Here is a 26,814-nt window from a genome sequence, read left to right as displayed (position 1 = left end):
CACAGCCCCGACACCAAACCGGGCACACGACCGGCGCGATCGACGACGGCGACCGGCCCTCTGGAATGGCGGTGCCCTCACTCATCGTCGGCCCCCTCCAGCCCGAGCACCTGCGTTACGAGGTCGCTAAGTTGCTGGGCCAACTCGACCGTCTGCGGCAACGACAACTCTGCCCAGGCGTTCCCGCCCCGGCACGTCACGTGAACGCCGACCATGGCACCACCCAGAGCCTCAGCGCTGATGAGGTAGCTGGCGACGAGCCCGCCCGCCCGGCTCTCGCCGACCCTTTGCATTGAGCTGCGATGGCGGCGGGCCATGTGCGTCATCACCGGCGGTACCAGGTAGCCGCAGCGATCCGGAGCGCACCAGTCCGGGTGGCTCGTGACAGCGGCCGGCTTGTTCATACGACTCATCGCGGCCACCGCCCGCCGTTGCCTCGGTAAAGCTGAGCCCGCGTCATCAAGGGCGCATACCGGAGCGCAGGCACCTCGCGGCTGGGACCTGTCGACCACCGCAGCGACGAGGTCGCAGAAACCACGTGCGGAGTTGACGGATCGGTGCCGCTGGCACCCCAGGCAGATGGGCGCCTCCGAGACCACCAGGACGAGATCCAACGGTGTCGACGATGAGAGCCGGGCATCGCACCTCCACAGGTAGACGGGGACCGGTGGCCAGCCACGGGGGAATGCGGCCGGCCACCGGCCCGGATGAAGGCACGGCGCACCGTCCGACGCCGGACGGGTCGGGTATCGCCGAGCCAACTTGTACGCGCGGCTACCGCAACCGGTCCGACAGGACGCCGCGCATCAGGTGCGACCAGGGCCAGCGCGTGACCATCCCTGACACGAGCTGTCACGTCAGCCGCACACCAGGAAACGTATCTACGAGTGGATGAGTTGTCTATACGTCGGACCTGGTCCCACTTGGTTGGCACTTGGTAAGACAAGTGCCAGGTACGGTGAGCAGGTGCCCACTCCGCACTACGGACAACCCCGCTACCGCGTTATCGCCGAAGAGTTGAGAGCGCGCATCGAGAGCGGCGCCATCCCGCCCGGAGCCCTTCTGCCGGCCGAGAGCGCGCTCAGCGCTGAATTCCGGGCAGCGCGCGGCACGGTTCGTCAAGCAATAGCCGCGTTGCGCGAGGCAGGCTTGGTGGCAACCGAACATGGCCGCGGAACCTACACAACCCCCCGCCAACGCGAGCGCGGGCTAGACGAGGGTTCCGAGACGGAAACGCAGCACCGCCAGGTGGCTGCTGACGCGGAGCTTGCAGCCCTCTTCGCTGTCGAGGTGGGTGCGGCCCTGATGGAACGACAGACCCTCACTCGGACAAACGGAGCCGTCGGAACAGTCGTCAGAACCTACCGGCTGCTTCAGACTGAGCGATAGAGCAGGAGTCGTCACCTCGTCGAGGTCGGTCAGCCCCGGGAAACTGTTGGCCCTACAGGGATCATCCCTTCGCCGGCTAGATAGAGTCCGCTCGGAGAATCCACCTCAATATCAAAGACAGGTCCAGGATCAACCAAGGTGACGCCAACGATTGTCCTAACCCGAGAGTACGGGACAATCAAACCTCTAGAACTAAGCCGTCCGAGCTTCCGAGGAAGGCGAGAAACGGCATCACAAGAATAGGCAGTAAAGTTGATCCTATGCCGGGTACCGACCCGTCGCCCGTTGAGCACCGCATCCACTGAGCTCAGCCTGGGATATAGTCCGAGCGTTCTGATCAATTCAACCGTATCTCGCGCCAAACGTGCCGAAGTGAAGCATATTTCTACACGGTTCGTGCGCTTTTCAATATATCCGTCACTGTCCACCAGCCCTTGCAGAACTTCCAGCCGCTGTCGCCCAGACGCCCGGAAGACCGTGGAAGGAATGTGCTTGTTCGCCAACACGCCCAGATCACGAAGGGCCTGGGCACCCGTACCATATGCTCCCAAATCAAACCGCACCCGGAAGGTTCTTCCGTGGGTTCTCTGGCGGGAGATGACACGTCCGCCCTCCAAACAAATCTGGCGCTCAAGACAGGGAAGATCCTCCTCGGATACCGTAATACGAGGTCCATCGCTGTCACCGTCGCCCAGCCAGTAACCGAGTAGATATGGGGGCAACGGGAGCGGGTATTCGTCGAGGTCAAGGGTCGGGGTTGCGAGGGTCCGCCAACGCGAGACGCCACCCCGAGACGCCTTCGTCTTGCCTGACGTAAGACGCCTTTCGAAGGTAGTTCCAGATGAGAAAACGTCTGCAGTAGCCACCGAACGGTCCGAATAGCTGCCCGCAAACTCACGCAAAGGCCACAATTGAAACGCGTCAGCGATAATTGCCGTCCCATCGCGAAAGTCCAAGCAGTATCGCAGCTCGTCCGCCGCCAGAAGCACTGCGCGCTTTACTCGGGCGACGCGACCATTCTCATCGAAGAGCTTGTCACCAATCACCACTTCCTTCGCCCTCGCCCAGCCGCCTGCAGTCGGGACGGCGGCATCGATCGCCAATTTACCTCCAAGCAGGTATGCCGACCTGTTGCGCCCCGAGTATGCGGATGGTGAATCCCCTTGTCTCGCAGCGACCAAACTTCCGGTCAAGTCAGTCCAGAGTAAATTCGGGAGCCCGCAACGATTGACCGGCAAGGAAGCGGATTTCTGTCAAGTTTTCCGGCTCGTTGTAAGAATCACAAAGATTCCGCATCCAAAGCGCATCAAGCACTCTTATATCTTCGGCAGAGACTTGTGCAAGGAAGGGGCGGACTTGAGCGGGATCGATTTGGCCCAGCGACTGAAGAGCCCAGTCACGACTACGGCGGTCGGCCACAGCTTCGATTAGCTGCCGGACAGATTCAATACGTGCTAGCAGCGCTGCGGCAAGCGGAGCTTGGTCCGCCTCTCGCAACGCCGCGACCAGGATGGCAACATGCTCTGGGCCAGGATTACCTAGGCCTGCTTGGGCATGGCGACGAACTCTTGCACTCGTATCGAAAGCGAACGACCAGCACTCACTGAACTGATCGTGCCATGTAGCACCAAGCCCCCAGGCGGCCGCTGCGCGGATTTCGTCTGGACGGCTAGTTTCTCGGGCGATCTGCGCAAGAAGCCCGGTCGCGACCTCCAGTTCAACAAGTTCAGACAGTAGGAGGACACGCTCCATTTGCATCCCAAGGTCGCCGTCGTCCTCATCTAGATTTGCAAGCTGGCCAGCGGCGCCTCGATCACCAAGACGTGCAAGCGCACCCAGCGCTTCGACTCGCAACCGCGTGTCTCGTTGACTGTCATCGACGATGCTCCGAATTTCGCTAGCTACGCTGCTTTCTCCGAGAATGCCCGCCGCCTTGACTGCCCCAAAAACCTCGACTTGATCGTCGCTGTGAACGGCTCGGTGAAGATTCCATACAGGCCCGGCACATTTTATGTCGCTGATCGTGGCCGCAGCCGAAGCGAGCACGAGACCTTCTTCGACCCAGTCGCCTACCTGGACCAGGGACCGATAACCTTTAGTACCGAGCGTGCGCACCCTCGCGCCCTCCGGCTGGACCGTGACTCTGCCATCCCGAACACGGGTTACAAGACCAGGGCACGTCGCAACCGCGACTGGCCAATAGACATCACGTTCCGACCCGTCTCTGGCACTCTTAAGTTGCCCAGGTTTGGGGGTGACTTCAGCCAGAGAAGCGGTTTCGAGATAAAGCGGACTGCCTATTTCCGATGGTAGGCCGCCGTCATCCAGCCTCACCGTAAGAAACGCAAAAACATCATCGGGCCGCATGCCATCGCTCCACCCCCGGCCCGACTGCTTACTATCGCTTAATATTACTTGAAGCTTAGCTTTAGCCTTTGACTCGAACCGTCGTCCGCACGACACGCAAAGCAGATCGGCCATCCGAAGGCGCTTAATCCTCGTGTCCCACCGCTTATTTGCCATGGCATAGCGCTCGAACTCAATGATCTGGTGACCGCGTTCAGCGAGATCCTTAGCGACATGCCGGGCGCCGTGCGCCCCCATGGTGATATTTCGAACGAACTGAGCATCTTCTTTAAGGCCCACTAGTATCCGCCCAAGCGGTGCGTAGGCGCAACTTTCGGCCATACCTGCGCACCATGCGAAGCAATGTACTTAAGTGGAATCTTGGGATTGTTCAAATGGTTAGGGGCACCGCCAACCGACTGGCCCTGCGACGCAAGTTTCGCCTCCCACAAAGCAAAATACGGCTCCAGCTTCGCGGGCGGGATCTCGTAGATTACCTCGGGTACCGATTGATCGAATACAGCGACGATCCATAGGAACGTGGCTCGGTACCGCTCGATATTTGCCTGGGTAAGGGTGTGCTCGGTGGTAACGGAAAGACTGACCTTGCGTTTGCCCGAGGAGCTGACACGCGCAACCGTCTTCATCTCGTAACGACGACCCTGTGCATCCTCAGCGTCGTCGCCCTCGCGGTGAAGCTTACGCAGGTTGAACAGGTTGAGCATAAGCAGCTCTTTGTACCCTCCGTCGTCGAAGACGTTGTGAATGCCCCGGGAAGTTGCCACCGCTTGAATATCAGTGCCTTGAGCAAGTAGGCGGTCGATATCGCCGGTCGGCTCAAGAACAGGAAGATGCGTCCCATCCGGCGCAACGCCGCGGCCGATGTCTGGCTCCGGTATCGCCGAACGGCGCTGGCCAAAGAGGCTTGGATCGTGAGCATCAAAGAGAGTCACGGCGTCTCCTCCGTGAAGAGCGCGGAGGCGGGAACCCCAAGGGCTGCAGCGATCGCCAGGATGTTGTTCAGCCCCACGTTGCGTTGCCCTCGTTCCAGGCTCGACACGTAGGTGCGGTGGACGCCCGCCAACTCCGCCAGCTCTTCCTGCGAGAGCCGGCGCGCCTGACGGAGATCTCGGACACGCTGGCCGAACCTGAGACGCTGGGCGCGGAGCTCGCCGTCGTTCCGCTCGGGCATGATGACGACGACGCTAGGACGTACGCAGACTATGGGGCTACAGACTATGAGTAACATTGACCAGGTGCCCGAAGAGCTCAGTGTCGGACGAGGCGACCCCGCCTATCTGGCTCACGCCTACCTGACCAAAGTGCCGGTACCTGCGATCACGCCATTCATCGATGCTTACTCGCCCCCGGGCGGGGTTGTCGCCGACCCATTCGCGGGATCCGGCATGACCGGAGTCGCAGCCGCCATGAAGGGCCGCAAGGCGTACCTCTTCGACATCAGCGTGCTCGGTCAGCACATCGGACAGAATTTCGTAAATCTCGTAAATCCGGACCAGTTCACGAAACATGCTGAAGAGGTCGTCCAGGCAACCCAGGCTGAGCTGGGCGACGTTTACACCGTCGAATGTACCGCCTGCGGCCGTGCAGGGAAGCTTGCCAAAACCGTCTGGTCAATCGTCGTGGAATGCCCTGGCTGTGCAGAGCGGGTCAACTACTACCGGTCCATGGAAGCCGCCGGCTGGCGAAAGGCTGACATGGTTTGCGGAAAATGTCACACACCCGTCAGCAGCCGAAGCCGGCGAGTTGGCGAGGAGCCAGTTCTCGATTCCATCAGCTCAGAGTGCACGGCGAACCAGCGTGATCAGACGCCAAGCAGCAAGTCGACTAGCCTAGACTTAGAAAAAATCAACTATCCAAGGGTTGAAATCACGCCTGACCGTCAGATGTACAAGGCGTCAGCACTAGGCAAAAGTGGCCTGACTACCGTTGCTTCATTCTATTCAGACCGAAACCTCGCTGTCCTTGCCACCCTGCGCAAGAACATCGCCAAAGTCGAAGATCCAGCGATCCGTAGCAAGCTCCTGTTTGCCTTCACCGCGTGTCTAACTCGCGCTTCAAAACGCTATCAATGGTCTCGCCAGCGCCCACTCAATGCGGCCAACGCCAACTACTATGTCGCCGCCGTGTTCTACGAGTGGAACGTCTACGACCTATTCTCCCGAAAGGTCAAGGCGGTCCTGAAGTCAGACAACTACGTTCGGACAGCTCGCAGAAACTGCGTCGACCTGCCAGACCTCGATAGCCCAGAAGTTAATTACAGCATCGGAAGCGCCGACAGCATTGCCCTTGAAGACGACAGTGTCGACTATATCTTCACAGACCCACCGTTCGGATCCAACTTGTTCTATGCAGATATGGCGCTATTCCAAGAAGCATGGCTTGACGGTTTTACCGATGTCGACCAGGAAGCGGTTATCGATCGCAGCAAGGGTGGCAAGCGAACGGCTGAGCGATACGAGGCGTTGCTAACCAATGCCCTCCGCGAGTGCAATCGAATCTTGCGTGCGGATGGTTACATCAGCATGGTTTTTGGCAACTCGTCGGGCAGCGTGTGGGCCCTCATCCAGCGGTCCATCGCGAACGCAGGACTTATGATTGATCCGGATAAGCTCGTGGTTCTGAACAAGGGGCAGCGCTCGGTCAAAGGGCTGGCGTCGGGCTTTGAGGATGTCGCCACCCTCGATCTGGTCATCACGATGCGTAACGCAGATGGCGACGTTCCGACGGCGCTCAAGGCGGTCGAGCGGGCGACTGTCGCCACAACTATCCAAAAGCTGGCGAACGTCAGGCCGGCTACGCCAAGTCATCTCTATCTTGAGCTGCTTCGGACCGGTATACGAGAAGGCTGGGAACTCGACAAGCTGGACCTGCGTGATATCACTACAGCCCTAATTGCGGACGGCTGGGATATCGATCCAAAGACTGGACGGCTCAGCAGGGGCGACGTAGTGGCAGCGCACGAGCTTTGATGACTTTTTAGCCGCATCCCCCGGCTGGAAAATTCTCCTTCCCCGTGCTGCCGAACTACTCTCTTCCTGATCAAGGCGCCGCGCTCCGCGCGGCGCTGGGCGGTGAGCCGGCCGGTGGCAAGCCGCCCCGGCCGCCTCCGGCGCCGGGGCGGAGAGCCACCGACTGCCGCCGGACCGCCGCCCGCATTCAGCCGATCTAGAAGCAGCACGATCGCGGCCAGGCGGTACGGAAGCCGGAGGGGCCGACCCAATCGAGGGCCAGGGCTTCCGGCTGCCGCGCCAGTCCAACCCCGGGACTGGCTTGCCCCCGGCCTACCTCCCGCAGCCAGCGAGGCCCAACAAGCAGCCCGGAGCCGGTCGCTCACGACGTGGCCCACGCCAGCCCCAGCAATCAGCCTTAGAAACCCCAGAGAGGCCCCTCAGGGGCAAGATCGACCTGCCCACCATCTGCCCACAACCAGTCGTCAACGGCTGGACCCAGCCGGACCCGGCCAGACAAACGACAACGGCCCCCGATCAGCATCTCTGCTGGTCAGGGGCCGTGTCTGCACCTGGTGGCGGGTAGAGGATTCGAACCTCTGAAGCTTTCGCGACGGATTTACAGTCCGCTCCCATTGGCCGCTCGGGCAACCCGCCAGGGCACCCCACCGCGTCGCAACGCGGCGGCGGAAGCAAGGATAGCGGCTCCCCCCGGTGCCGGCGCAACCGGGTACGGTCAGGGGGTCGTGCCGCTGGTCGGCGGCCGACGGCAGGCCCAGACCGCCGGACAGCAGGAGCAGAAACATGGCAGCGAACCCGTCGTTCGACATCGTGAGCAAGGTTGACCGTCAAGAGGTCGACAACGCCCTCCGGCAGGCGGTTAAGGAGCTCGCGACTCGGTTCGACTTCCGCGGCACCGGGGCGGAGATCTCCTGGTCCGGCGAGGAGGCGATCGGCCTTCAGGCGGAGACCGAGGAACGCGTGCGCGCCGCACTGGACGTGTTCAAGGAGAAGCTCGTCAAGCGGAACATCTCGCTGAAGGCGCTGGACGCTGGCGAGCCGCGCCCGTCCGGCAAGATTTTCAAGATTGACTGCAAGGTCGTCCAGGGCATCGAGCCCGACAAGGCCAAGGCCATCAGCAAGAAGATCCGCGACGAGGGTCCCAAGGGCGTGCAGGCGCAGATCCAGGGCGACCAGTTGCGGGTCACCGGCAAGAAGAGGGACGACCTCCAGGCGGTCATCTCGCTGCTCAAGGGCGAGGACTTCGGCGTCGCCCTGCAGTTCGACAACTACCGGTAGCGGCTCCGGCCGCCGCGCACGGATTGAGATCCACTCGGGTTCCTTGATATCGGGGCATCTTCGCGCCCGTGACAGCCCGACTTCAAGAAACCCGAGTGGATCAAGCGCAACCGGACCAAGCCCGACCCCGCAGTGCAAGCCCGACCGCAGACCAGGCCGACCGGAGGCCAGGCCAACCGCAGACCAGGCCAACCGGAGACCAGGCCGACCGCAGACCAGGCCGACCGCAGACCAGGCCCGACCCCGCAAGGCAAGCCCAACCGAAGGCCAGGCTGCCCCAGGCCAGGCCAGGCCGACCCCAGGCCAGCCGGACAGGTCAGGCGGGGATGAGGTCTTCGGCGCGTACCGCTGTGGTTTCGGCGCGGGCGATGGGCCCGGCGGGTAGGGCCGCGACCGCGGCCCCGACGGCGATCGCCGCCCCCGCGAACAGGAACGCCCAGCGGACGCCGCCGGCGTGGTCCACGATCAGGCCGGCCACCGCGCCGCCGGCGGCGCTCGCCGCTACCGCGACGGTGACCACCCAGGTGTACGCCTCGTTCAGCATGCCGGTGGGGGCGATCCGGCCGACCAGGGTGTTCTCCAGGGTCAGCGCGGGCGCGATGGTGGCTCCACCGAAGACCAGGGCGACGCCCAGCGCCAGCGGGGTGGGCATCACCGCGAACACGGCGAAGGTGCCGGCCAGCGCGCCGAGGAGGAGAGCGAACTGTCGGGTCATGTTCGTCGCGGGCTTGCGGACGCCGAACCAGAACCCGCCGATGGCGCTGCCGATCCCCCAGACGGCCAGGAGAAGGCCGGCCAGGCTCTCCGGGTCGTCGGTGGTGTGGCCGCTCGCGAATGCCGGGACTGTCACCCCGGCGGCGCCGAAGGCGATGCCCAGGCCGGCCACGCAGACCAGCAGGGCCGGGAAGCCGGCGACCCGCAGTGGGCCGAGTCCTCGGGCGTGGTGTTCACGCGGGTGCGGACGCCAGCCGCGCATCACCCGGCCGAGGGCGACCGCGGTGGTGCCGACCAGGGTGACCACCGCCGCGCCGATCAGCGCGGCTGCCGCGTCGGCGACCAGCACGAACGCGGCGACGAGCAGTGGGCCGAGCACGAAGACGATCTCGAACAGCGAGGTCTCGGCGGCGAGTGCGGTGTTGCGCAGTGCGTACCGGCCGGAGGCGGGGTCGGTCAGCTCGTTCCAGGCGCCACGGATGGCGGCCGTGAGCGGCGGGTAGGTGGCGCCGGCCACGCCTGCGGTGAGGTAGATGACGGGGAGAGCGTCGTCGCCTGAGCGGCTGGCCAGCAGCAGGCCGATGAGCGCCAGCGGGTGGGCCACGGCGGTGACGAGCAGCACGGGGCTCGGGCCGACCCGGTCGGCGATCCGCCCGGCCACCGGGCTGAGGGCGGCGCCGGCGACGGCGTAGATGCCGCCGGCGATGGCGGCGAGCGCGTAGCGCCCGGTCACCTGCTCGACCACCAGCAGCAGCGCCAGCGGGGTCATGCCGATGCCGAGCCGCCCGATGATGCCGGTGATCAGCAGTATGGGTGCGCCGGGGATCCGCCAGACACCCAGGTACTGACGCAGCGCGGTCACAGTGAACCTCCCGAGGATGTAATGAGCGTGAGCCGTTATGACCCTAACGCCACCGCCGTACCGGCAAACAACCGAAATACAGCGCTCCGCCCGTACCCGGGCGCGGGTACGGGCGGAGCGGTGATTCAGCGGGTCAGCGTTGGAACTGCACAGGCCCCGAGTTGCGGGCCATCTGCTCCAGCCGGGCGACGCGGTCCTCCATCTTCGGGTGGGTGGAGAAGAGCGCGGCCATGCCGCCGCCCCGGAACGGGTTGGCGATCATGAGGTGGGCGGTGCTGGTGAGCTGGCCCTGAGCCGGCAGCGGCCGACGGCTGGCCACCGCGTCGATCTTGCGGAGTGCGCTGGCCAGGGCCAGCGGGTCGCGGCTCAACTCCGCGCCCGAGGCGTCCGCCTGGAACTCGCGGCTCCGGCTGATCGCCAACTGGATCACGGTGGCCGCGATCGGGCCGAGGATCAGGGTGAGCAGCAGCACTGCCGGGTTCGGCCGGTCCTCGTCGTCCCCACCGCCCAGCGGGATGAAGAACGCGAGGTTCGCCAGCAGGGTGATGATGCTGGCCAGGCCGGCTGCCACGCTGGAGATCAGGATGTCCCGGTTGTAGACGTGCGACAGCTCGTGCCCGATCACCCCGCGCAGCTCGCGGTAGTCGAGGATCTCGGTGATGCCCTGGGTGACGCAGACCGCCGCGTGCTGCGGGTTACGACCCGTGGCGAACGCGTTGGGCTGCGCGGTCGGGCTCACGTACAGCCGCGGCATCGGCTGCCGGGCGTCGGTCGCCAATTCCCGCACCATCCGGTACAGCTCGGGGAACTGTGCCTCGGTGACCGGTTGCGCACCCATCGAGCGCAGTGCGAGCTTGTCGGAGTAGAAGTAGGTGACGCCGTTCATGACAAGCGAGATGAGGACGGCGATGACCAGGCCGCCACTGCCACCGAACCCGTAGCCCACCGCGAGAATCAGCGCGGAGAGCAGGCCGAGCAGTGCGGCGGTCTTCAGACGGTTGTGGTGCACGATCTCTCCTTCGGTGCACGGATCGCCGGGATCCGCTGACCGGTGCAACAACCCGGTACCCGCCAACCATCCGTCTCAACGCTGAGAGTTCACTGAGACTGGAATTCGCAGGTCAGCGCCCGGCCAGGTCGAGCACCACCTGCGGGGCGAGGCCCAGGACCACGGCGGCCACCGTCGCCACCGCCAGCACCACTGCCACCACACCCACCAGGGGTACGGCGACCGCACCGTCACCGGCTGACGCCGCGGCCGGGCCCGGCGTGGTCGTCACCGGTGCCCAGAGCGCGGCGGTCACCCGCAGGTAGTACGCCAGCCCGATCACCGCGTTCAGCGCCACCACAAGCGCCAGCCAGGCCGCCCCGCCGTCCAGCAACGCCCGCACCACCGTCACCTTGGCGAACAGGCCGGCCAGCCCCGGCGGCAGACCGGCCAGACCCACGAGCGCGAGACCGAGCGCCGCGGCTCGCCACGGGTGCCGGCGGGCCGCCCCGCGCAGGTCGTCAATCGTGCCGCCATCCGCACCGGCCGGGCGCAGCGCGGTCACCCCGGCGAACGCGGCCAACTCCAACACCACGAAGAAGACGGCGTACGCCACCGCGGCGGCGTACGCGGCGGAGCGTGCCTCGCCGGTGCGGCCGGCGGCCAGCGCCAACGCGCCCAGCGGGGCGAGGATGTAGCCCGCCTGCGCGACGGACGACCAGGCCAGCAGCCGGACCGTCCGCCGCTGGCGCAGCGCGACCAGGTTGCCGACGGTCATGGTGAGCACCGCGAGCACGGCGAGCACCGGGCCGGTCTGCTCGGCCGGCAGCGCCCGCTGCACCACGGCGAGCAGCGCGACCAGTCCACCCAGCTTCGACGCCGTGGACAGGTACGCGGCCACCGGCAGCGGCGCCCCGTCGTAGGTGGCCGGCGCCCAGGCGTGGAACGGCACCGCCGCCACCTTGAAGGCCAACCCGACGAGCAGCAGCGCCACCGCCGCAGTGGTCAGCGGCAGGTCCCGCACCTCCGGCCGCTCGGCGAGCAGTGCGCCGAGCCGGTCCAGGTGCAGCCCGCCGGTCACCGCGTACAGCAGCGCCGCGCCGAGCAGCGTGATGGTGGTGGCCACCACGCTGACCACGAAGAAGGTAAGTGCCGCCTCGGCGCTGGCGAGGCTGCCGCGACGCAGGCCGACAAGCACGTACAGCGGCAGGGTCAGCGTCTCCAGGGCGACGATCAGCGTGATCAGGTCGCCGGCCGCGCCGAGCACCACGCCACCGGTCATCGAGCAGGCCAACAGGAAGCAGTACTCCCCCACCGGCGACCGCCCCGTCCGCAGCGCCGGCACGGACAACCCGAGCACGCCCAGGGTGAGCAGCGCCACCACCGCGCCGACGAGCGCGGCCCGACCGCCGAAGACCCAGGAGCAGTCCGCGCCGACACAGAACGTCCGCCGCTCCCCGGCCGCGCCGACCAGGACGGCACCGACGGCGGTGCCGAGCGCGCCCAGCGCGGCCACCGCGATGGTGGCCCGAGGCCGGGCCACCAGCAGGTCGGTGATGAGCACGAGGACGGCAGTGCCGGCGGCCAGGTAGGCCGGCAGCAGCGCCACGCTGTCCACGCTCTGCGCGACGTTCATGGTTTGACCACCCCGATCAGGGCGTCGACGGGGGCCTCGGCGACGCCGAGGACCAGCGCCGGCGCCAGCCCGATGGCCAACGCGAGCAGCACCAGCGGCACCCACGCGGTCAGCTCCGCACCGCCCAGGCCAGGGCCAACCCGATCGACGGCGACACTCGGCCGGTGGTGGGTGACCTGGCGCAGCAGCCGCAGGAAGTACGCGGCGGTGAGCGCGCCGCCGACCGCCGCCAGCACCCCGAGGGTGGTCCAGAGCGGGCCGCCCACCTGCACGGCGGCGATCACCGCGAACGCCTCACCCCAGAAGCCGGCCAACCCGGGCAGACCGAGTGACGCGATCGCCGCGAACGCCAGCAGGCCGGCCAACCGGGGCGCGGTCTCCCGCAGGCCGGACAACTCAGCGAGGGTGCCGGTGCCGGTACGGTCCTTCACCGCACCGGCCAGGAAGAACAGCAGAGCGGTGATCACCCCGTGCGCGATGTTGCCGATCAACGCCGCCTGGATGCCGACGGTGGTCAGCGTGGCGACGCCCAGCAGCACGAAGCCCATGTGCCCCACACTGGAGTACGCGATCAGCCGCTTCACGTCGCCCTGCGCCAGACAGGCGAGCGCACCGACCAGGATCGCGGCGACGGCCAGCACACCGAGCACCGGCGCCGCCCACCGGGCGCCCTCCGGCGCCACCCCCACCGCCACCCGGATCAGCCCGTACGTGCCCATCTTCAGCAGCACCCCGGCCAGCACCACACTGCCCACCGTGGGGGCCTGGGTGTGCGCGTCGGGCAGCCAGGAGTGCAACGGCCACAGCGGGCTCTTCACCGCGAACGCCAGCGCCAGCAGGGTGAACGCCGCCAACTGGGTGCCCCTGGACATCCCCGCGCCACCGGTCAACGCCACCACGTCGGCGGTGCCGGTCGCCGCGACCACCACGTAGACGCCGACCAGCAGCAACACCGAGCCGAACAGGGTGTAGAGCGCGAACTTGCGGGCCGCCCGACGCCGGTCCGCGCCGCCCCAGCCGGCGATGATCGCGTACATCGGCAGCAGGACGACCTCGAAGAAGAGGAAGAACAGCACCAGGTCCAGGGCGAGGAAGGTGCCCAGGATGCCCACCTCGACCACCAACAGCAGCGCCACCAACGCCCGGCCGCTGCCGCCGTCGGGCACCCGCCACACCGTGTACGCGCAGCAGAGCAGCGTGAGCAGCGCGGTCAACACCACGAGCGGCCAGGAGATGCCGTCGACGCCGAGGTGGAAGCGCAACTCCAGACCGGGCACCCAGGGCAGGTCCAGTTGGTGCCACGGACGCACCGCCGGGGCGTCCGCCGACCAGGCGAACCAGCCCCGCCGATCGAACACCAGCGGCACCGCGGCCAGCAGGGTCAGTGCCGCCGCCACGGTGCCGACCAGCCGGGCCGCCCGGTCCCGGGGCGTCGCCGCCACCGCGACCGCACCCAGCGCCGGCACCGCCAGCACGGCAACCAGCAACACCTGCCCAAACGTCATCGGTTCACCCCGATCAGCGCTGCGGCCAGCCCGATCAGCAGGGCACCGGCCAGCACACCGGCGGCGGCCCGGGGCAGCGCCGCCCGGTGCAGCGCGGCCAGCCCCGCACCCAGGCCGGTCGCGACCCGCCCGCTGCCCTCGACGGCACCGTCCACCACCACCTCGTCACCGGCGCGCACGACGCGGGCCAGCGCGCGGACGGGGCGTACCACAAGGGTGTGCTGGACGTCGTCGAGCCGGAACGCGCGGGCGAAGACCGGCCGCAGCGGACCCAGCGCGTCCGCCGGGTCGGCGGTCGGGTCCCGACGCCAGCCCAGCGTGACAAGCCCCGCCCCGACCAGCAGCAACGCGAGCGGCAGCAGCATGGCCGGGCCCACGTGGACCAGGCCGTCCTCGGAACCCGCCACCGGCACCGTCGGGAACCGCAGGCGGTCGGCGAACGCCCCGACGAACCCGGCCAGACCGAGCAGCGCGGCCGGCACGGTCAGCAGCAGCACCGGCCAGCGCAGCACCGCGGGCGGATCGTGCGGCCGGACCAGCGGCAGGCGCGGTGTGCCGAAGAAGGCGCGCAGGAGCAGCCGGCCGGCGTACCAGGCGGTGATCGCCACGCCGACCAACCCGGCGACCCAGACGATCCAGCCCACCCACGACGGTGCCGGGCCGGTGCCCTCCAGCGCGGCGGCCTCGGCCACCGTGAGGACGCCGTCCTTGCTCCAGAAACCGGCGAGCGGCGGCACCCCGGCCAGCGCGCCCAGGCCCACCACTGTGCACCAGAACGTCACAGGCATGCTGCGCCACAGCCCGCCCATCTCCGACATCAGGGTGGTGCCCACGGCGTGGATCACCGCACCCGCGGCGAGGAACAGCAACGCCTTGAACGCGGCATGGGTGAGCAGGTGGAACAGCGCCGCCGACGGCGAGCCGACCGCCAACGCGCCGGTCATGTAGCCCAACTGGGACACCGTCGACCAGGCCAGCACCCGCTTGATGTCGTCCTGAGCGGTGGCGGCGAGCGCGCCGAGCAGCAGCGTGATCGCGCCGAGCACCCCGAGCACGGTCAGCGTCACCGGCGCGGCAGTGAACAGCGGGTAGAGGCGGGCCACCGCGTACACCCCGGCGGCGACCATCGTCGCGGCGTGGATCAGCGCGGAGATCGGCGTCGGGCCGGCCATCGCGTCCGGCAACCAGGTGTGCAGCGGGAACTGCGCGCTCTTACCGGCCACCCCGGCGAGCAACAGCAGGCCGGCGGCGGTCAACGTCGCTGTGGAGTGGTCGTGGGCGAGCACGTCGGCGATCCGGAAACTGCCAGTCGACACGCCCAGCAGCGCGATGCCGAGCAGGAACCCGACGTCGCCGACCCGGGTCACCAGGAACGCCTTCATCGCGGCGGCCGGCGCGCTGGGCAGTCGGCGGTCGTGGGCGATGAGCAGGTACGAGCAGAGGCCCATCACCTCCCAGCCGACCAACAGCATGAGCAGGTCACCGGCGACCACCACCAGCAGCATGGCGCCGGTGAAGAGGCTGATCTGTGCGGCGTACGGGGGGTAGCGGTGGTCGACGTCGACATCGTCGTGCGGACCACGCCGCAGGTAGCCGATCGAGTAGACCTGCACCGCCAGGGCGACAGCAGTGACCGCCACCGCGACAAGCGCGGCGGCACCGTCCAGCCGGACGCCGAGCGTCACCGCCAACCCGCCGACGTCGACCCAGGTGCTCGACGTCTCGGTCGGCCCGTCGACGGTGAGCAGCAGCGCGACGGCCAACGCCAACGCGCCCGCCGCACCGGTGACGCCGAGCGTCACGGCGATCGTCCGAGCCCGGTCGCCGCCGGTCGCGCCGGTGCGCCGAGGCGCCGGCGGCAGCAGCAGGCCGGCCAGGCCGGCGACAAGTGGTACGGCGGGCAGCAGCGCCCCGAGCAGCCCGGTCACCGACCAGCCTCCGTGTTCTGGACGGTCGGCTCGCGCCCGCCGACGGGGTGCGCCGGCTCGGTCAGCGGCACGTCGTCCACCGCGACGCTGGCCCGCAGCCGGTAGAGCTGGAGGACGATCGCCAACCCCACCCCGATCTCGGCGGCGGCGAGGACGATCACGAACAGCGCGAAGACCTGCCCCGAGTGCGGCAACACGGCGCGGGCTGTGGTGTCCGCGGTGACCAGGATCAGGTTTACCGCGTTGAGCATCAACTCGACGGACATCAGCACCAGTACGGCGTTGCGCCGGCGCAGCACGCCGTACACGCCGAGGCCGAACAGCAGCGCGGCGGTGACGTACGGGATGACCGGCCTCACCGGCGGCCCCCGGTGCTGACGTCGAACCCGGGCCGATCGGCGGTGGGAGCCGCGCCGGTGCCAGCTCGGCCGATGTCGGGCCGGGACAGCACGATCGCACCCACCAGGGCGGACAGCAGCAACACCGAGAGCACCTCGAACGGCAGCACCCAGGACTGGAAGATCTGCTCACCCAGCCGCTCGGCGGTGCCCGCGTCCGGGAGCGCGACGGTGCTCCAGCGGTACGCGTCGACGAGCAGGACGGTCAGCCCCAGCCCGGCGCCGCCACCGATCAGGGCGGCCGGCCAGCCCGGCCGGTCCAGGTCGTCGGAGGCACCGATCGGGGCCCGGGTCAGCATCACCGCGAACAGCAGCAGGACCACCACCGCGCCCACGTAGATCAGCACCTGCACCCAGGCCACCAACTCGGCGCTGAGCACCAGGAAGTCACCGGCCAGCGCGCCCAGGCACACCACCAGGTAGAGGCCCGCCCGGACCAGGTGCTTCGTGGTCACCACCAGCACGCCGGCGCCGACCGCCACCGCGCCGAGGGCGAGCAGCAGCACGTCCGCGCCGGTCACCGGGCGGCCTCGCCAACTCGGGCGGCCTCGCCAGCCCGGGCCGCTTCTCCAGTTCCGGCGGTCACGACGTGGGGTCCTGGTCGGCGTCGGGGCGTACCGCTGGAGGAGCCGGACGCGCGGCGGCGGCCTTGCGGGCGGCGGCGGTCTCCTCCTTGGCCGGCTCCCCGTTCGGGTCGTGCGCCGGTGGCGCCGGGACGGTGGCCATCCACTGGCCGAGGTGGTCCTTGTCGTGCAGCAGGTCCTTGATGTCGTACTCGGCGTACTCGAACTCGGGAGACCAGTAGAGCGCGTCGAACGGGCAGACCTCGATGCAGATGCCGCAGTACATGCAGAGTGAGAAGTCGATGTCGAACTTGTCGAGCACGTTGCGCTGCCGGGGGCGGGCGGCGCCGGGCACCACCACCTCCTCCTTGTGCGAGTCGATGTAGATGCACCAGTCCGGACACTCCCGGGCACAGAGCATGCAGACTGTGCAGTTCTCCTCCGACAGCGCGATCACGCCACGCGAGCGGGGCGGCAGGTCGGGGGCCACGTCCGGGTACTGCTGGGTGGTGGAGCGGCTGGTCATCGTCTTGAGGGTGACCGCCAGCCCCTTTACCAGGCCCGCACCGGGCAGGCCGCGCGCGCTGGTGGCGCCGGGCGGGTCGCCGTGCTCGCTGGGGTCGGTCATGTCGACCATCCTGCCCTGTGGCCCCGGCGCGCGCGACCACCACCCACAGGTCGACGACCCTAGGGTGTACGTAGGGTGCGCGAACCGGCCGGAGGATCGATGACTACCGAACTAGAAAGGTTTTGCACTCCGGAGGGCGGCTGGACCACCGACGATCTCGACAGACTTCCCGACGACAATCGCCGCCGTGAACTGCTCGACGGCATTCTGCTCGTGCCGCCGCCTCCGCGAACCACGCACCAGAAGCTCACGGCACGTCTCATGGCCGCGCTTGACGACATGTCACCAGACGGGTGTGACGGCGTCCACGGCGTGGAGGTGCGACTGAGCGACAGACGGACGTTCGTGCCCGACGGGGTGATCCTCCACGCCGCGAACGACGAAGGGCACCGGCACTGGTACGCCCCCGCCGACGTCGTACTCGCCGTCGAGGTCGTCGGCGAGGGCACCGAGACACTGGACCGGTTGGTGAAGCCGGCGCTGTACGCCCAGGCGGGCATCCCCTTCTACTGGCGGATCGAGACGCAGGGTGGCGCGTTGGAGGTCGTGACCTACCGGATCGACGCGGTGAGCCAGGTCTACCGCGAGACGGGGCGGTGGACGACGGTCGTCGACACCGGCGAGCCCTTTCCGATCAACCTGCCGCTCAGCCGGATCAGGCCCCGGGTCCGCTGACGGCCGGTGGGAGCATCTCGACGCCGAGCTGCTGGAGGAGTTGGAACAGCTCGTTGCAGCTCCACACCTCGACGATCCGGCCCGTCGGGTCGAAGCGGAGGAACGACGCACCGGAGTAGCTGACCACCTGCCCGGTCGGCGGCACCGGCCCGAACTGCCCGGCGTGCGTGCCGGCGGCCCGCCAGTGCACCGCCACCCGCTCGCCGGCCGCCACCACGTCCACGATCTTGTAGCGCAGGTCCGGGAAGGCCGCCCGCCGCTCCCGGTGCCAGGCCAGCGTCGCCTCCGGGCCGGTGCCGCCCAGCCCCGGGCACTCCTCGGCGATCAACTCGTACGCCGACTCCTCCCGGCGGGCGTTCCACACGTCGGTGACGAACCGCCGTGCCGCAGCCTCCACATCCGTCATGCCGGCAGGGTATCCGGCATCGCTGGGCAGTAGATCCGCAAGGATGGGGTAGAGACACTGACCGGACCGGGAGGGTGACGTGGGCGAGGAACCAGGCGGGAAGTACGTCGAGCCGGGCAGCGAGTTCACCCGCGACCAGCGGTACATCGCCACCCGGATCACCAAGGACGGGCGCAACGGGTACCCGGTGGAGCCGGGTCGGTACCGACTGGCGGTCAGTCGCGCCTGCCCGTGGGCCAACCGTCTGATCATCGTGCGCCGGCTGCTCGGCCTGGAGGACGCCATCTCGATGGCGGTGGCCGGGCCGACCCACGACGCCCGGAGCTGGACCTTCGACCTTGACCCGGGCGGGCGGGACCCGGTGCTCGGCATCGAGCGCATCCAGGAGGCGTACTTCAAGCGCTTCCCCGGCTACGAGCGCGGCATCACCGTCCCGGCGATCGTCGACGTGCCGACCGGGCAGGTGGTGACCAACGACTACGCGCAGATGAGCCTGGACCTGTCCACGCAGTGGGGCGCGTACCACCGCGACGGCGCCCCGCAGCTCTACCCCGAACACCTGCGGGAACAGATCGACGAGGTGAACGACGTGGTCTTCCGGGACGTCAACAACGGCGTCTACCGGTGCGGGTTCGCCGGCAGCCAGGAGGCGTACGACAAGGCGTACCACCGGCTCTTCGACCGACTGGACTGGTTGACCGAGCGGCTGACCGACCAGCGTTACCTGGTCGGGGACACCATCACCGAGGCCGACGTGCGGCTGTTCACCACGCTGGTCCGCTTCGACCCGGTCTACCACGGCCACTTCAAGTGCAACAGGCAGAAGCTCAGTGAGATGCCGGTGCTGTGGGCGTACGCCCGGGACCTGTTCCAGACCCCCGGCTTCGGCGACACCATCGACTTCGACCACATCAAGCGGCACTACTACGAGGTGCACCGCGACATCAACCCGACCGGGATCGTGCCGCTCGGCCCCGACCTGTCCAACTGGGTCACCCCACACGGTCGGGAGGCCCTGGGCGGCCGCCCCTTCGGCGAAGGCACCCCACCCCCACCCCCCACCGAACCAGTAGACCCAGCCCACACCCCGCTCCGCTGACCGGGCCGCCCTCGCCCAGCCCGTCGATCATGGAGTTGTGGTGGGTGACAAGTCGGTGTTGTCCGCCACATTCCGGGCACCACAACTCCATGATCGACGCGAAGCAGGGGGGGCGGGGCGGGGCGGGGTGGGTGGGGTGGGGTGGGGTGGGGCTGCTACAGGGCTATTCGGACTGCTGCGGTTAGGACCAGCTGTGCCAGGGAGGCGGGCACCAGCACCAGCCAGCAGAGGCGCTGGAGTTGGTCCTCGCGGAGCCGGGGGTAGGACACCCGTAGCCAGATGATCACGAAGGACACCGCGAAGATCTTGAGCAGCGTCCAGAGCCAACCCAACTGATCGTCGGCGAACGGGCCCTGCCACCCACCGAGGAACAGCACAGTGGTCAGCGCGGCGATCACCACGATGCCGACGTACTCGGCGAGCAGGAAGAAGGCGAAGCGCAGACCTGTGTATTCGGTCATGTAGCCGAAGACCAGCTCCGAGTCGGCCACCGGCATGTCGAACGGCGGCCGGCGGATCTCGGCCAGCCCGGCGACGAAGAAGACGATCATCGCGGGTGCCTGCCAGAGCAGCCACCACGGCTGCCACGCCTCGACGATCCCGGAGAGGCTGAGCGTGCCCGCCGCCATCGCCACCGACGCGGCGGCCAGCACCAGCGGCAGCTCGTAACCGAGCAACTGGGCGGCACCCCGCAGCCCACCGAGCAGGCTGTACTTGTTGGCCGACGCCCACGCCGACATGAGCACCGCCACCACACCGACACCGACCACGGCCAGCACGAAGAACAGGCCGATGTCCAACGGTTGCCCGACCAGGTCGTTCGGGCCGAGCGGGATGACCAGCAGCACCAGCAGGTAGGGCACCAGGGCCACCGCCGGGGCCAGCCGGAACACCGCCCGGTCGGCCTCGCGCGGGGTCACGTCCTCCTTCTGCACGAACTTGACCCCGTCCGCGACCAACTGGGCCCACCCGTGGAAACCGCCCGCGTACATCGGACCGAGCCGGCCCTGCATGTGCGCCATCACCTTGTGCTCGGCCTGGCCGACAAGCAACGGCAGGGTGAGGAACGCGACAAGCACGCCACCCACCCGCAGCACCAGCTCCACCCAGAGCGGCATCAGGCCGTACCCCCGTCGTCGTCGGTGCGGTCGTCCCGTGCCGGCGGGTCCGCGACCGGACCCGACCCCGCCGGGTCAGCCGAGCCGCCCCCGTCAGCGGGCACGGCCGGGTCGTCAGCGGGCGCGGGCCGCGCGGGCGAGGCCGGGTCGTCAGCGGGCGCGGGCCGCGCCGACGCAGCCGGGCCGTTGTCACCCGCGGCAGACCGGGGAGTACGCGCCGGACGGGCCCCCGGGGCGGGCCGCGCCGGACGTTCACCGGCCGGGCGGGCCGGGGTGCCGCCGCGCGGGCCCTCCCCCAGGCCGCCGGCGCCGGCCGGGGTGGGCGTGGTCCCCCACTCGCCCGGAGCGGGAACGCCCGGCGGGCGGATCGGCCGGCGTCCGCCACCGGCCTCGGACTCGCCCGGCTCCTTGGCGCCCGGCCAGGGCTTCGCCACCCGGGAAGCGAGCACGAACTCCTTGCGCAGCGGGTGGCCCTCGAACTCCGGTGGCAGCAACAGCGGCAGCAACTCCCCGTGGCCGGCGAAGTCGATGCCGAACATCTCGTGTGTCTCCCGCTCGTGCCAGGCGGCACCCGGGTAGACGTCGACCACCGAGGCCACGGTGGGAGCGCCGCGCGGCAGCCTGGTGCGCAGCAGCACTCCGTGCCGCAGTCGCGTCGACCAGAGGTGCGCCACCACGTCGAAGCCGTCGGTCAACTCGTCGACAGCGGAGAGCCAGTCGAAGAAGTCGCAGGCCAGCTCGGTGTCGTCGCGGGCGGCACGAACGGCGGTCAGCCAGCTCTCCGGCGGCACGTCGACGGTGGCGCGGGCGAACCGTTGCCCGCCGGAGACCGACGGGGTCACCGCGACCGGCGCGAGCAGCGCGACCAGCCGAGCGCCGACCTCTTCGGGAGTCATGCCGCTGATCTTAGGGCCTGTCGGGTCCCCGGCTGGCCGACGCCGACGCCAGATGAACTGCCAGCTTTGGGCGCGGCGCGGCCCCCGGCGGGGAAAGATGAGGGCGTGCGCGCTGTGACTGTGAAACCCGGGGTCGCCAACTCGCTGAGCCTCGTCGAGGATCGGCCGGAGCCGCCTGCCGAGGAGGGCTCGGTCCTGGTCGAGGCGCTGGCCGTCGGCATCTGCGGCACGGACCACGAGATCATCGCCGGAGACTACGGCGAGGCGCCGCCGGGTGCGGACCGCCTGGTCATCGGGCACGAGTCGCTGGGCCGGGTGATCGAGGACGCCAGCGGCACCCTGCGACCCGGTGACCTGGTGGCCGGGATCGTCCGACATCCCGACCCGGTCCCCTGCTCGAACTGCGCGGTCGGCGAGTGGGACATGTGCCGCAACGGTCGGTACACCGAGCACGGCATCAAGGCGCTACCCGGGTTCGCCCGCGACCGCTGGCGGATCGAACCCCAGTTCGCGGTCAAGCTCGACCCGGCGCTGGCCCAGGTCGGCGTTCTGCTGGAGCCGACGAGTGTGGTGGCGAAGGCCTGGGACCACATCGAGCGGATCGGGCACCGGGCCGAGTGGCAGCCGCAGACCGTCCTGGTGACCGGGGCCGGGCCGATCGGTCTGCTGGCCGCGTTGCTCGGCGCCCAGCGCGGGCTCACCGTGCACGTGCTGGACCGGGCGACCGACGGGCCGAAGCCGGAGCTGGTCGCCGGGCTCGGCGCCACCTACCACGCGGTGCCGGTCAACGACCTGCCGTTCGAGCCGGACGTGGTGATCGAGTGCACCGGCGCGCCCACTGTGGTCCTGGACGTCATGTGCAAGGCGGCCCCGAACGGGATCGTCTGCCTGGCCGGGGTGTCCAGCGGTGGTCGGAGCATCGACTTCGACGCCGGTGCGCTCAACCGGGCGTTGGTGTTGGAGAACAACGTGGTGTTCGGCTCGGTGAACGCCAACCGGCGGCACTGGGACATGGCCGCGCAGGCCCTCACCCGCGCGGACCAGGTCTGGCTCGAGTCGCTGATCACCCGGCGGGTGCCGGTGAACCGGTACGCCGACGCGTACACCCCCGGGCCGGACGACATCAAGGTGGTGCTGGAGTTCGCGTCCTGAGCGACGCGCCGCCCGATCAGATGCCGGGCAGCCGGCCGTTGCGGAACAGGTCGACGAAGAGCTGGTGGTCCTGCCGGGCGCGCACCCCGTACGCGTGCGCGAAGTCCACCAGGTGGGTGACGAACCCCGACTCGTCGTCGTGCACCGCGGCCACGATCGCCTCCTCGGTGGAGTAGTCCACCAGGTCGTGACTGGACTCGTCGTCGGCGACCGAGTGCATCCGGGCCACCGCCCGGCCCAGGTCGACGAGCACTCCGGACAACTCCTCCGGCTCGTTCACGTCCGACCAGTCCAGGTCGGCGGCGTACGGGGAGACCTCGGCGACGAGCTGGCCGGCACCGTCCAGCTCGGTGAAGCCCAGCCACGGGTCGGCGTGCGCCTGCAACGCCCGCTGCGACTCGGCGGTCCGGTGCCCCTGGTGCTGGAAGTAGCCGCGGACCGACTCGTCGGTGACGTACCGGGCCACGGCCGGCACCTGCGCCTGCTTCATGTAGATGACGACGTCGTTCTCCAGGGCCTGGGTGTGCCCCTCCAGCAACAGGTTGTACGAGGGCAGCCCGGCCGAGCCGATGCCCACGCCCTTGCGCAACACGACGTCCTTGATCCGCGCCGCCACCGGCCGGAGCTGCGTCGAGGCGGTCGGCAGGGTGCCCAGGTAGTCCTGGAAGGCGGCGCGTACCCGGTCCCGGGTGGCGTCGTCGATCTCGAAGACCCCGTCACCGACGGAGAAGCGCCGCTCGTAGTTGTCGATGGTGGTCTGCGCGGCGAGCAGGTCGACGCGGGTGTTGAGCCGGGCCTGCTGGAGCACCCGGCGCAGGACACCGTCGGCGTTCTCCAGGGTGATCGAGCCGATCGCGTCGTCGCCGCCGGCGGCGATGGCCCGCAGCTCGGTCAGGTACGACCGGGCGAAGCCGGCGACCAGGTCCCCGATCGCCCTGTCGGAGAGGGCCTTGCCGTAGCCGAGCAACGCCACGCTTGCCGCGAGCCGGCGCAGGTCCCAGGTGAACGGCCCGACGTACGCCTCGTCGAAGTCGTTGACGTTGAACACGAGTTGCCCGGACGCGTTCATGTAGGTGCCGAAGTTCTCCGCGTGCAGGTCACCGTGGATCCACACCCGGCTGGTCCGCTCGTCGAGGAACCGGTCGTCGGCGAAGTCGCCGAGCTGGTCGGCGTAGAACAGGGCGGCGCTACCCCGGTAGAAGGCGAACGGCGAGGCCGCCATCTTGCGGAACTTCCGGCGGAAGGCGGCCGGGTCGATCGCCATCGACGCACCGAACTCCTCGGTCAGCACGTCGACGATGTGGGCGGACCGCTGGTCCGTGGAGCTGGTCATGTTGGGCAGGCTAGCCCGGCCCGGCAATCCCGTACGTCGGACATCCGCTTTGCCCCTGCGGCCGACGGGTTGAGGCGAGGGGCGACGGGGTATCGCATCGCCGATTCTGGATCAAGGCGAATTGGCTGTCGGGCAAGGGCAACCAAACAGTGGGTTCGCTGACGTCTATCTGGTGTCGGGCGCGTTCCGCTCCGGCTGCCATGAGGGGAGGACCCGACTTGGGTTCGGACAGATCACGCTGGTCGCGCGGCCAACAGCTGATGAGCGTGCGGCAGACCTCCGCCCGACTTCTCCCGGGTGACGGTCGGCTGCCGTCAGGTCGCGGTGGGTGGGCGTACCGGTGGGGCGGTGAGGGAGTCGACGGAGCGCGGGGCGGCGGCCTCGCGGGGCGGGGCGTCCAGCGGGGCGGCCAGCAGATCCCGTTGCGGCACACCGCCCAGGCCGGACTGCTCGGCGGCGATCTTTTCCTGCAGACGCAGGATGCCGTGCAGCAGGGCCTCCGGCCGGGGTGGGCAGCCGGGCACGTAGACGTCGACCGGGATGAGCTGGTCGACGCCCTTGGTCACCGAGTACGAGTCCCAGTAGGGGCCGCCGCAGTTGGAGCAGGCGCCGAACGAGATGACGTACTTCGGCTCGGGCATCTGGTCGTAGAGCCGCTTGATCGCCGGGGCCATCTTGTCGGTCACCGTGCCGGACACCACCATCAGGTCGGCCTGGCGGGGGCCGTGGGCGAACGGGATCACGCCGAGCCGGATGAAGTCGTGCCGACCCATGCTGGTGGCGATGAACTCGATCGCGCAGCAGGCCAGACCGAAGTTGAACACCCAGAGCGAGTAGCGGCGGCCCCAGTTCAGCACGAACCGGATCGGCTCGCCGAGCACTCCCGGTAGCTGCACGAGCGCCCCCTCTCCTCATCGACAGTGAATCACAGGCGACGTCCTCGCGGTCCGGCGGTGACCAGCCTGAGCGCACGGCCCGATGTCCCGGATCAGACAACGAATCGACGCCAACCGACGTGCAACCCGCCGTCACGCCCGCAGGTGTGACTGGTGCTGGCGAACGCACCGCCGGTGGCCACCACGGGGAGGACGGGTGCTTGTGACGAGAGACGTGCGGGTGGGTGGACGCCCACCAGACCCAGCGGAAAGCACAACCACCACGTCGGCAGAGCTGGTCTTCGACGACTTCTACCACGCCCACTTCCGGGGACTCGTGGTGCAGCTGACCGCGTACACGGGTGACCGTGGGCAGGCGCAGGACCTGGTTCAGGAGGCGTTCTGCCGGGCGTACGCTCGCTGGGACCGGATCGTCGGATACGAGGACCCCCTGGCCTGGGTACGCAAGGTCGCCTGGAATCTCGGGCACAACCGCTGGCGGCGACTGCGCACCGCCCAGACGTGGCTGCTGCGACAGCGGGAGACCCATGTCCCGGAGCCCAGCCCGGACCGGGTGGCTCTCGAATCCGCGCTGGCGACGTTGCCGGCGAAGCAGCGGCGGGCCGTCGTCCTGCACTACCTCGCCGACCTCACTGTCGCGGAGATCGCCGCCCAGGAACAGGTCGCCGAGGGGACTGTCAAGTCCTGGCTGCACCGGGGCCGGGCCGCACTCGCCAGCCAGCTACGCGACACCAACGAGGAGGTGCGGGATGTCTGAGCAGGAGACCTTTGGCCTGGCCGAAGAATTCACCCGCTACCGCCGTACCGTGTTGGAGGAGGTCGAGGTGCCCGGGCCCGCCGCCGTCCGGCGGACGGTGCGAGGCCGTGGCCGTCGTCGGTGGGTGGCCACCGCCGGGGCGGTGCTCGCGCTGTTCGGCGGGTCGGCCCTCGGGTACGCGACGATGAACGGGCCCGACCACCGGCCGGGTCCGGTCGAGCCGACGCCGAGCGGCTCGCCGGCACCCACACCGAGTGGCCCGGAGAGCCCGACCCCCAGCCCTTCCGCGCCAAGCGGCAGCCCCACCCCCGGTGTGCCCGACGGGCGGTTCAGCAGGTCCCAGTTGCTCGGTGCGTCGGTGACGCTGCCCGCGTGGCGGGCCGGGCGCGGCTGCCCGACGTCGGGGGTAAAGATCTCCGGCGAGAATCGCGAGGGCGTCAACTGGCTCGTGGCACTCGACCACGGCGACGTCGACGGGGACGGGGCGGTGGAGACGATGGCGCTCGTGCAGTGCGGGCTCGGCACCGGTGGCCCGATGCAGGTGGTCGCCTTCGACCGGGACGAAACGGGAAAGGTCGTGACGCTCGGCCGCGTGGTCGCGACCACCATCGACAAGCCGCAGTGGCTGTTCGCACTCGACGTCGTGGATGACGGCACGGTCCGGGTGCAGGTCGGTGACATCGCTCCCGGGGGTGGCTGGGCCGCCAAGTGGTCACAGCGGCAGTGGCGCGGCTACCGCTGGAAGGATGGTTCGTTCACCCAGGTCTCCGGGCCGACGAGCTTCGGCCCGAACCCGAATCTGGCGGATGTCGCGGTCACCACCGGCGACCTCGTGCTGAAAGTCGCGGACGACGGCTCCCGGACGGGTACGGCCACGGTGCGGATCCGCAACCGGGGCACGGGCCCGGTCGCCCACGTGGCGCTGCGGTTGGGCGTGCCCGCGGTGGTGCGCGCGGACGTCGACGGGTGGGAAAGGTGCACGGGCGTCCCAGAGACCATCGACCCGATCGTCTGCGGTCTGGGTCAGCTCGCCGCCGGGGCGGAGATACGGCTGGACCTGGACTTCCATGTGTTCAAAGGCGACACGGTGAGCACGGACAAGGCGGACGTGGAGGTCCAGCCGATGGACAGCGAACGTGACGTTCTGCCGGACGTCAGCAGAGCCGACAACCTGGTGCAGATGAAGATCATCTACGGCTGACGGTCGCCGGCGGCCGGGGAAAGAAAAGAGGGGAGAAGAAACGGCGCGCGGGCGGG

Annotated in this window: 25 protein-coding genes, 1 tRNA gene and 1 pseudogene; 8 read left to right on the top strand and 19 right to left on the bottom strand. The window is 68.7% G+C overall.

What is annotated here, in order from left to right:
• Window positions 1-77: 77 nt before the first annotated feature.
• Window positions 78-404 (bottom strand): hypothetical protein, encoded by a 327-nt coding sequence (locus tag AB0A95_RS29610; RefSeq protein WP_357559020.1) that lies wholly within the window; start codon window positions 402-404, stop codon window positions 78-80.
• Window positions 405-891: 487 nt separating this feature from the next.
• Here AB0A95_RS29610 and AB0A95_RS29605 point away from each other — a divergent pair, with 487 nt between their 5' ends.
• Window positions 892-1,389 (top strand): GntR family transcriptional regulator, encoded by a 498-nt coding sequence (locus AB0A95_RS29605; RefSeq protein WP_357559019.1) that lies wholly within the window; start codon window positions 892-894, stop codon window positions 1,387-1,389.
• Window positions 1,390-1,418: 29 nt separating this feature from the next.
• Here AB0A95_RS29605 and AB0A95_RS29600 read toward each other — a convergent pair whose 3' ends face one another.
• From AB0A95_RS29600 to AB0A95_RS29585, 4 genes are all read right to left on the bottom strand, one after another.
• Complete coding sequence (locus tag AB0A95_RS29600) at window positions 1,419-1,895, bottom strand: LAGLIDADG family homing endonuclease (RefSeq protein ID WP_357559041.1); 477 nt, start codon at window positions 1,893-1,895, stop codon at window positions 1,419-1,421.
• 688 nt (window positions 1,896-2,583) lie between these two features.
• Window positions 2,584-3,504, bottom strand: a complete 921-nt coding sequence (locus AB0A95_RS29595) for a hypothetical protein (protein ID WP_357559018.1) — start codon at window positions 3,502-3,504, stop codon at window positions 2,584-2,586.
• A gap of 530 nt (window positions 3,505-4,034) precedes the next feature.
• Window positions 4,035-4,688 carry a hypothetical protein gene (locus AB0A95_RS29590; RefSeq protein WP_357559017.1) on the bottom strand — a complete coding sequence of 218 codons (654 nt, stop codon included), beginning with the start codon at window positions 4,686-4,688 and terminating at the stop codon, window positions 4,035-4,037.
• Window positions 4,685-4,927: a helix-turn-helix transcriptional regulator gene (locus tag AB0A95_RS29585; RefSeq protein ID WP_357559016.1), complete on the bottom strand. Its 243-nt coding sequence runs from the start codon at window positions 4,925-4,927 to the stop codon at window positions 4,685-4,687. Before AB0A95_RS29585 ends, AB0A95_RS29590 begins: the two co-directional genes overlap by 4 nt.
• A 64-nt stretch (window positions 4,928-4,991) precedes the next feature.
• On the opposite strand from AB0A95_RS29585, the gene AB0A95_RS29580 reads away from it, so the two are divergent.
• The gene (locus AB0A95_RS29580) at window positions 4,992-6,725 is read left to right on the top strand and encodes a DNA methyltransferase (RefSeq protein WP_357559015.1); all 1,734 of its coding nucleotides are present in this window, start codon (window positions 4,992-4,994) and stop codon (window positions 6,723-6,725) included.
• A 552-nt stretch (window positions 6,726-7,277) separates the two neighbouring features.
• Here AB0A95_RS29580 and AB0A95_RS29575 read toward each other — a convergent pair.
• Window positions 7,278-7,361: transfer RNA gene (locus AB0A95_RS29575), tRNA-Tyr, on the bottom strand.
• A gap of 147 nt (window positions 7,362-7,508) precedes the next feature.
• Here AB0A95_RS29575 and AB0A95_RS29570 point away from each other — a divergent pair.
• On the top strand, window positions 7,509-8,003 hold the full coding sequence (locus tag AB0A95_RS29570; RefSeq protein ID WP_357559014.1) for a YajQ family cyclic di-GMP-binding protein: 495 nt from the start codon (window positions 7,509-7,511) through the stop codon (window positions 8,001-8,003).
• 316 nt (window positions 8,004-8,319) lie between these two features.
• Here the strand turns inward: AB0A95_RS29570 and AB0A95_RS29565 are convergent, their stop codons facing one another.
• From AB0A95_RS29565 to AB0A95_RS29530, 8 genes are all read right to left on the bottom strand, one after another.
• A complete protein-coding gene (locus AB0A95_RS29565) occupies window positions 8,320-9,579 on the bottom strand; it encodes an MFS transporter (RefSeq protein ID WP_357559013.1) in 1,260 nt (419 codons plus the stop codon).
• A 133-nt stretch (window positions 9,580-9,712) separates the two neighbouring features.
• Window positions 9,713-10,588 carry a zinc metalloprotease HtpX gene (htpX, locus tag AB0A95_RS29560; protein WP_357079374.1) on the bottom strand — a complete coding sequence of 292 codons (876 nt, stop codon included), beginning with the start codon at window positions 10,586-10,588 and terminating at the stop codon, window positions 9,713-9,715.
• 112 nt (window positions 10,589-10,700) lie between these two features.
• A complete protein-coding gene (locus tag AB0A95_RS29555; protein ID WP_357559012.1) occupies window positions 10,701-12,203 on the bottom strand; it encodes an NADH-quinone oxidoreductase subunit N in 1,503 nt (500 codons plus the stop codon).
• Window positions 12,200-13,708 (bottom strand): NADH-quinone oxidoreductase subunit M, encoded by a 1,509-nt coding sequence (locus AB0A95_RS29550; RefSeq protein ID WP_357559011.1) that lies wholly within the window; start codon window positions 13,706-13,708, stop codon window positions 12,200-12,202. Before AB0A95_RS29550 ends, AB0A95_RS29555 begins: the two co-directional genes overlap by 4 nt.
• A complete protein-coding gene (locus AB0A95_RS29545) occupies window positions 13,705-15,636 on the bottom strand; it encodes an NADH-quinone oxidoreductase subunit L (protein ID WP_357559010.1) in 1,932 nt (643 codons plus the stop codon). The genes AB0A95_RS29550 and AB0A95_RS29545 overlap by 4 nt, the downstream gene beginning before the upstream one ends.
• On the bottom strand, window positions 15,633-15,995 hold the full coding sequence (gene nuoK, locus AB0A95_RS29540) for an NADH-quinone oxidoreductase subunit NuoK (protein ID WP_357559009.1): 363 nt from the start codon (window positions 15,993-15,995) through the stop codon (window positions 15,633-15,635). The genes AB0A95_RS29545 and nuoK overlap by 4 nt, the downstream gene beginning before the upstream one ends.
• On the bottom strand, window positions 15,992-16,555 hold the full coding sequence (locus tag AB0A95_RS29535; protein ID WP_357559008.1) for an NADH-quinone oxidoreductase subunit J: 564 nt from the start codon (window positions 16,553-16,555) through the stop codon (window positions 15,992-15,994). Before AB0A95_RS29535 ends, nuoK begins: the two co-directional genes overlap by 4 nt.
• Before the next feature lie 61 nt (window positions 16,556-16,616).
• Entirely contained in the window at window positions 16,617-17,234 is a 618-nt protein-coding gene (locus AB0A95_RS29530; protein WP_357559007.1) for an NADH-quinone oxidoreductase subunit I, read from the bottom strand.
• Window positions 17,235-17,324: 90 nt separating this feature from the next.
• Between AB0A95_RS29530 and AB0A95_RS29525 the strand changes: the two genes are divergently transcribed.
• Complete coding sequence (locus AB0A95_RS29525; RefSeq protein ID WP_357559006.1) at window positions 17,325-17,900, top strand: Uma2 family endonuclease; 576 nt, start codon at window positions 17,325-17,327, stop codon at window positions 17,898-17,900.
• Here the strand turns inward: AB0A95_RS29525 and AB0A95_RS29520 are convergent.
• Entirely contained in the window at window positions 17,881-18,306 is a 426-nt protein-coding gene (locus AB0A95_RS29520; protein ID WP_357559005.1) for an ester cyclase, read from the bottom strand. The two genes, AB0A95_RS29525 and AB0A95_RS29520, sit on opposite strands and share 20 nt — an antisense overlap.
• A 79-nt stretch (window positions 18,307-18,385) precedes the next feature.
• Here AB0A95_RS29520 and AB0A95_RS29515 point away from each other — a divergent pair, with 79 nt between their 5' ends.
• Window positions 18,386-19,405: a glutathione S-transferase C-terminal domain-containing protein gene (locus AB0A95_RS29515; RefSeq protein WP_357559004.1), complete on the top strand. Its 1,020-nt coding sequence runs from the start codon at window positions 18,386-18,388 to the stop codon at window positions 19,403-19,405.
• A gap of 155 nt (window positions 19,406-19,560) precedes the next feature.
• On the opposite strand, the gene AB0A95_RS29510 is transcribed toward AB0A95_RS29515, so the two are convergent.
• On the bottom strand, window positions 19,561-20,523 hold the full coding sequence (locus AB0A95_RS29510; RefSeq protein ID WP_357559003.1) for a complex I subunit 1 family protein: 963 nt from the start codon (window positions 20,521-20,523) through the stop codon (window positions 19,561-19,563).
• 329 nt (window positions 20,524-20,852) lie between these two features.
• Window positions 20,853-21,419 (bottom strand): annotated as a pseudogene (locus AB0A95_RS29505) (NADH-quinone oxidoreductase subunit C); the annotation flags it as partial.
• A 105-nt stretch (window positions 21,420-21,524) separates the two neighbouring features.
• On the opposite strand from AB0A95_RS29505, the gene AB0A95_RS29500 reads away from it, so the two are divergent.
• Window positions 21,525-22,571: a glucose 1-dehydrogenase gene (locus tag AB0A95_RS29500; protein WP_357559002.1), complete on the top strand. Its 1,047-nt coding sequence runs from the start codon at window positions 21,525-21,527 to the stop codon at window positions 22,569-22,571.
• Window positions 22,572-22,587: 16 nt separating this feature from the next.
• Here AB0A95_RS29500 and AB0A95_RS29495 read toward each other — a convergent pair whose 3' ends face one another.
• Window positions 22,588-23,904 (bottom strand): DUF2252 domain-containing protein, encoded by a 1,317-nt coding sequence (locus AB0A95_RS29495; protein WP_357559001.1) that lies wholly within the window; start codon window positions 23,902-23,904, stop codon window positions 22,588-22,590.
• Window positions 23,905-24,218: 314 nt separating this feature from the next.
• Window positions 24,219-24,800: an NADH-quinone oxidoreductase subunit B family protein gene (locus AB0A95_RS29490; RefSeq protein ID WP_357559000.1), complete on the bottom strand. Its 582-nt coding sequence runs from the start codon at window positions 24,798-24,800 to the stop codon at window positions 24,219-24,221.
• 220 nt (window positions 24,801-25,020) lie between these two features.
• Here AB0A95_RS29490 and AB0A95_RS29485 point away from each other — a divergent pair, with 220 nt between their 5' ends.
• Both AB0A95_RS29485 and AB0A95_RS29480 read left to right on the top strand, forming a co-directional pair.
• Window positions 25,021-25,557 carry a SigE family RNA polymerase sigma factor gene (locus AB0A95_RS29485; RefSeq protein WP_357559040.1) on the top strand — a complete coding sequence of 179 codons (537 nt, stop codon included), beginning with the start codon at window positions 25,021-25,023 and terminating at the stop codon, window positions 25,555-25,557.
• Window positions 25,550-26,758, top strand: coding sequence for a hypothetical protein (locus AB0A95_RS29480; RefSeq protein WP_357558999.1), 1,209 nt, complete (start codon window positions 25,550-25,552; stop codon window positions 26,756-26,758). Before AB0A95_RS29485 ends, AB0A95_RS29480 begins: the two co-directional genes overlap by 8 nt.
• Window positions 26,759-26,814 lie beyond the last annotated feature (56 nt).

It is taken from the genome of Micromonospora sp. NPDC049230, assembly GCF_040647875.1.
Lineage (GTDB): Bacteria > Actinomycetota > Actinomycetes > Mycobacteriales > Micromonosporaceae > Micromonospora.
Note: the sequence above shows the minus strand (reverse complement) of the source record. Positions and strands in the feature narration are given on the sequence as shown.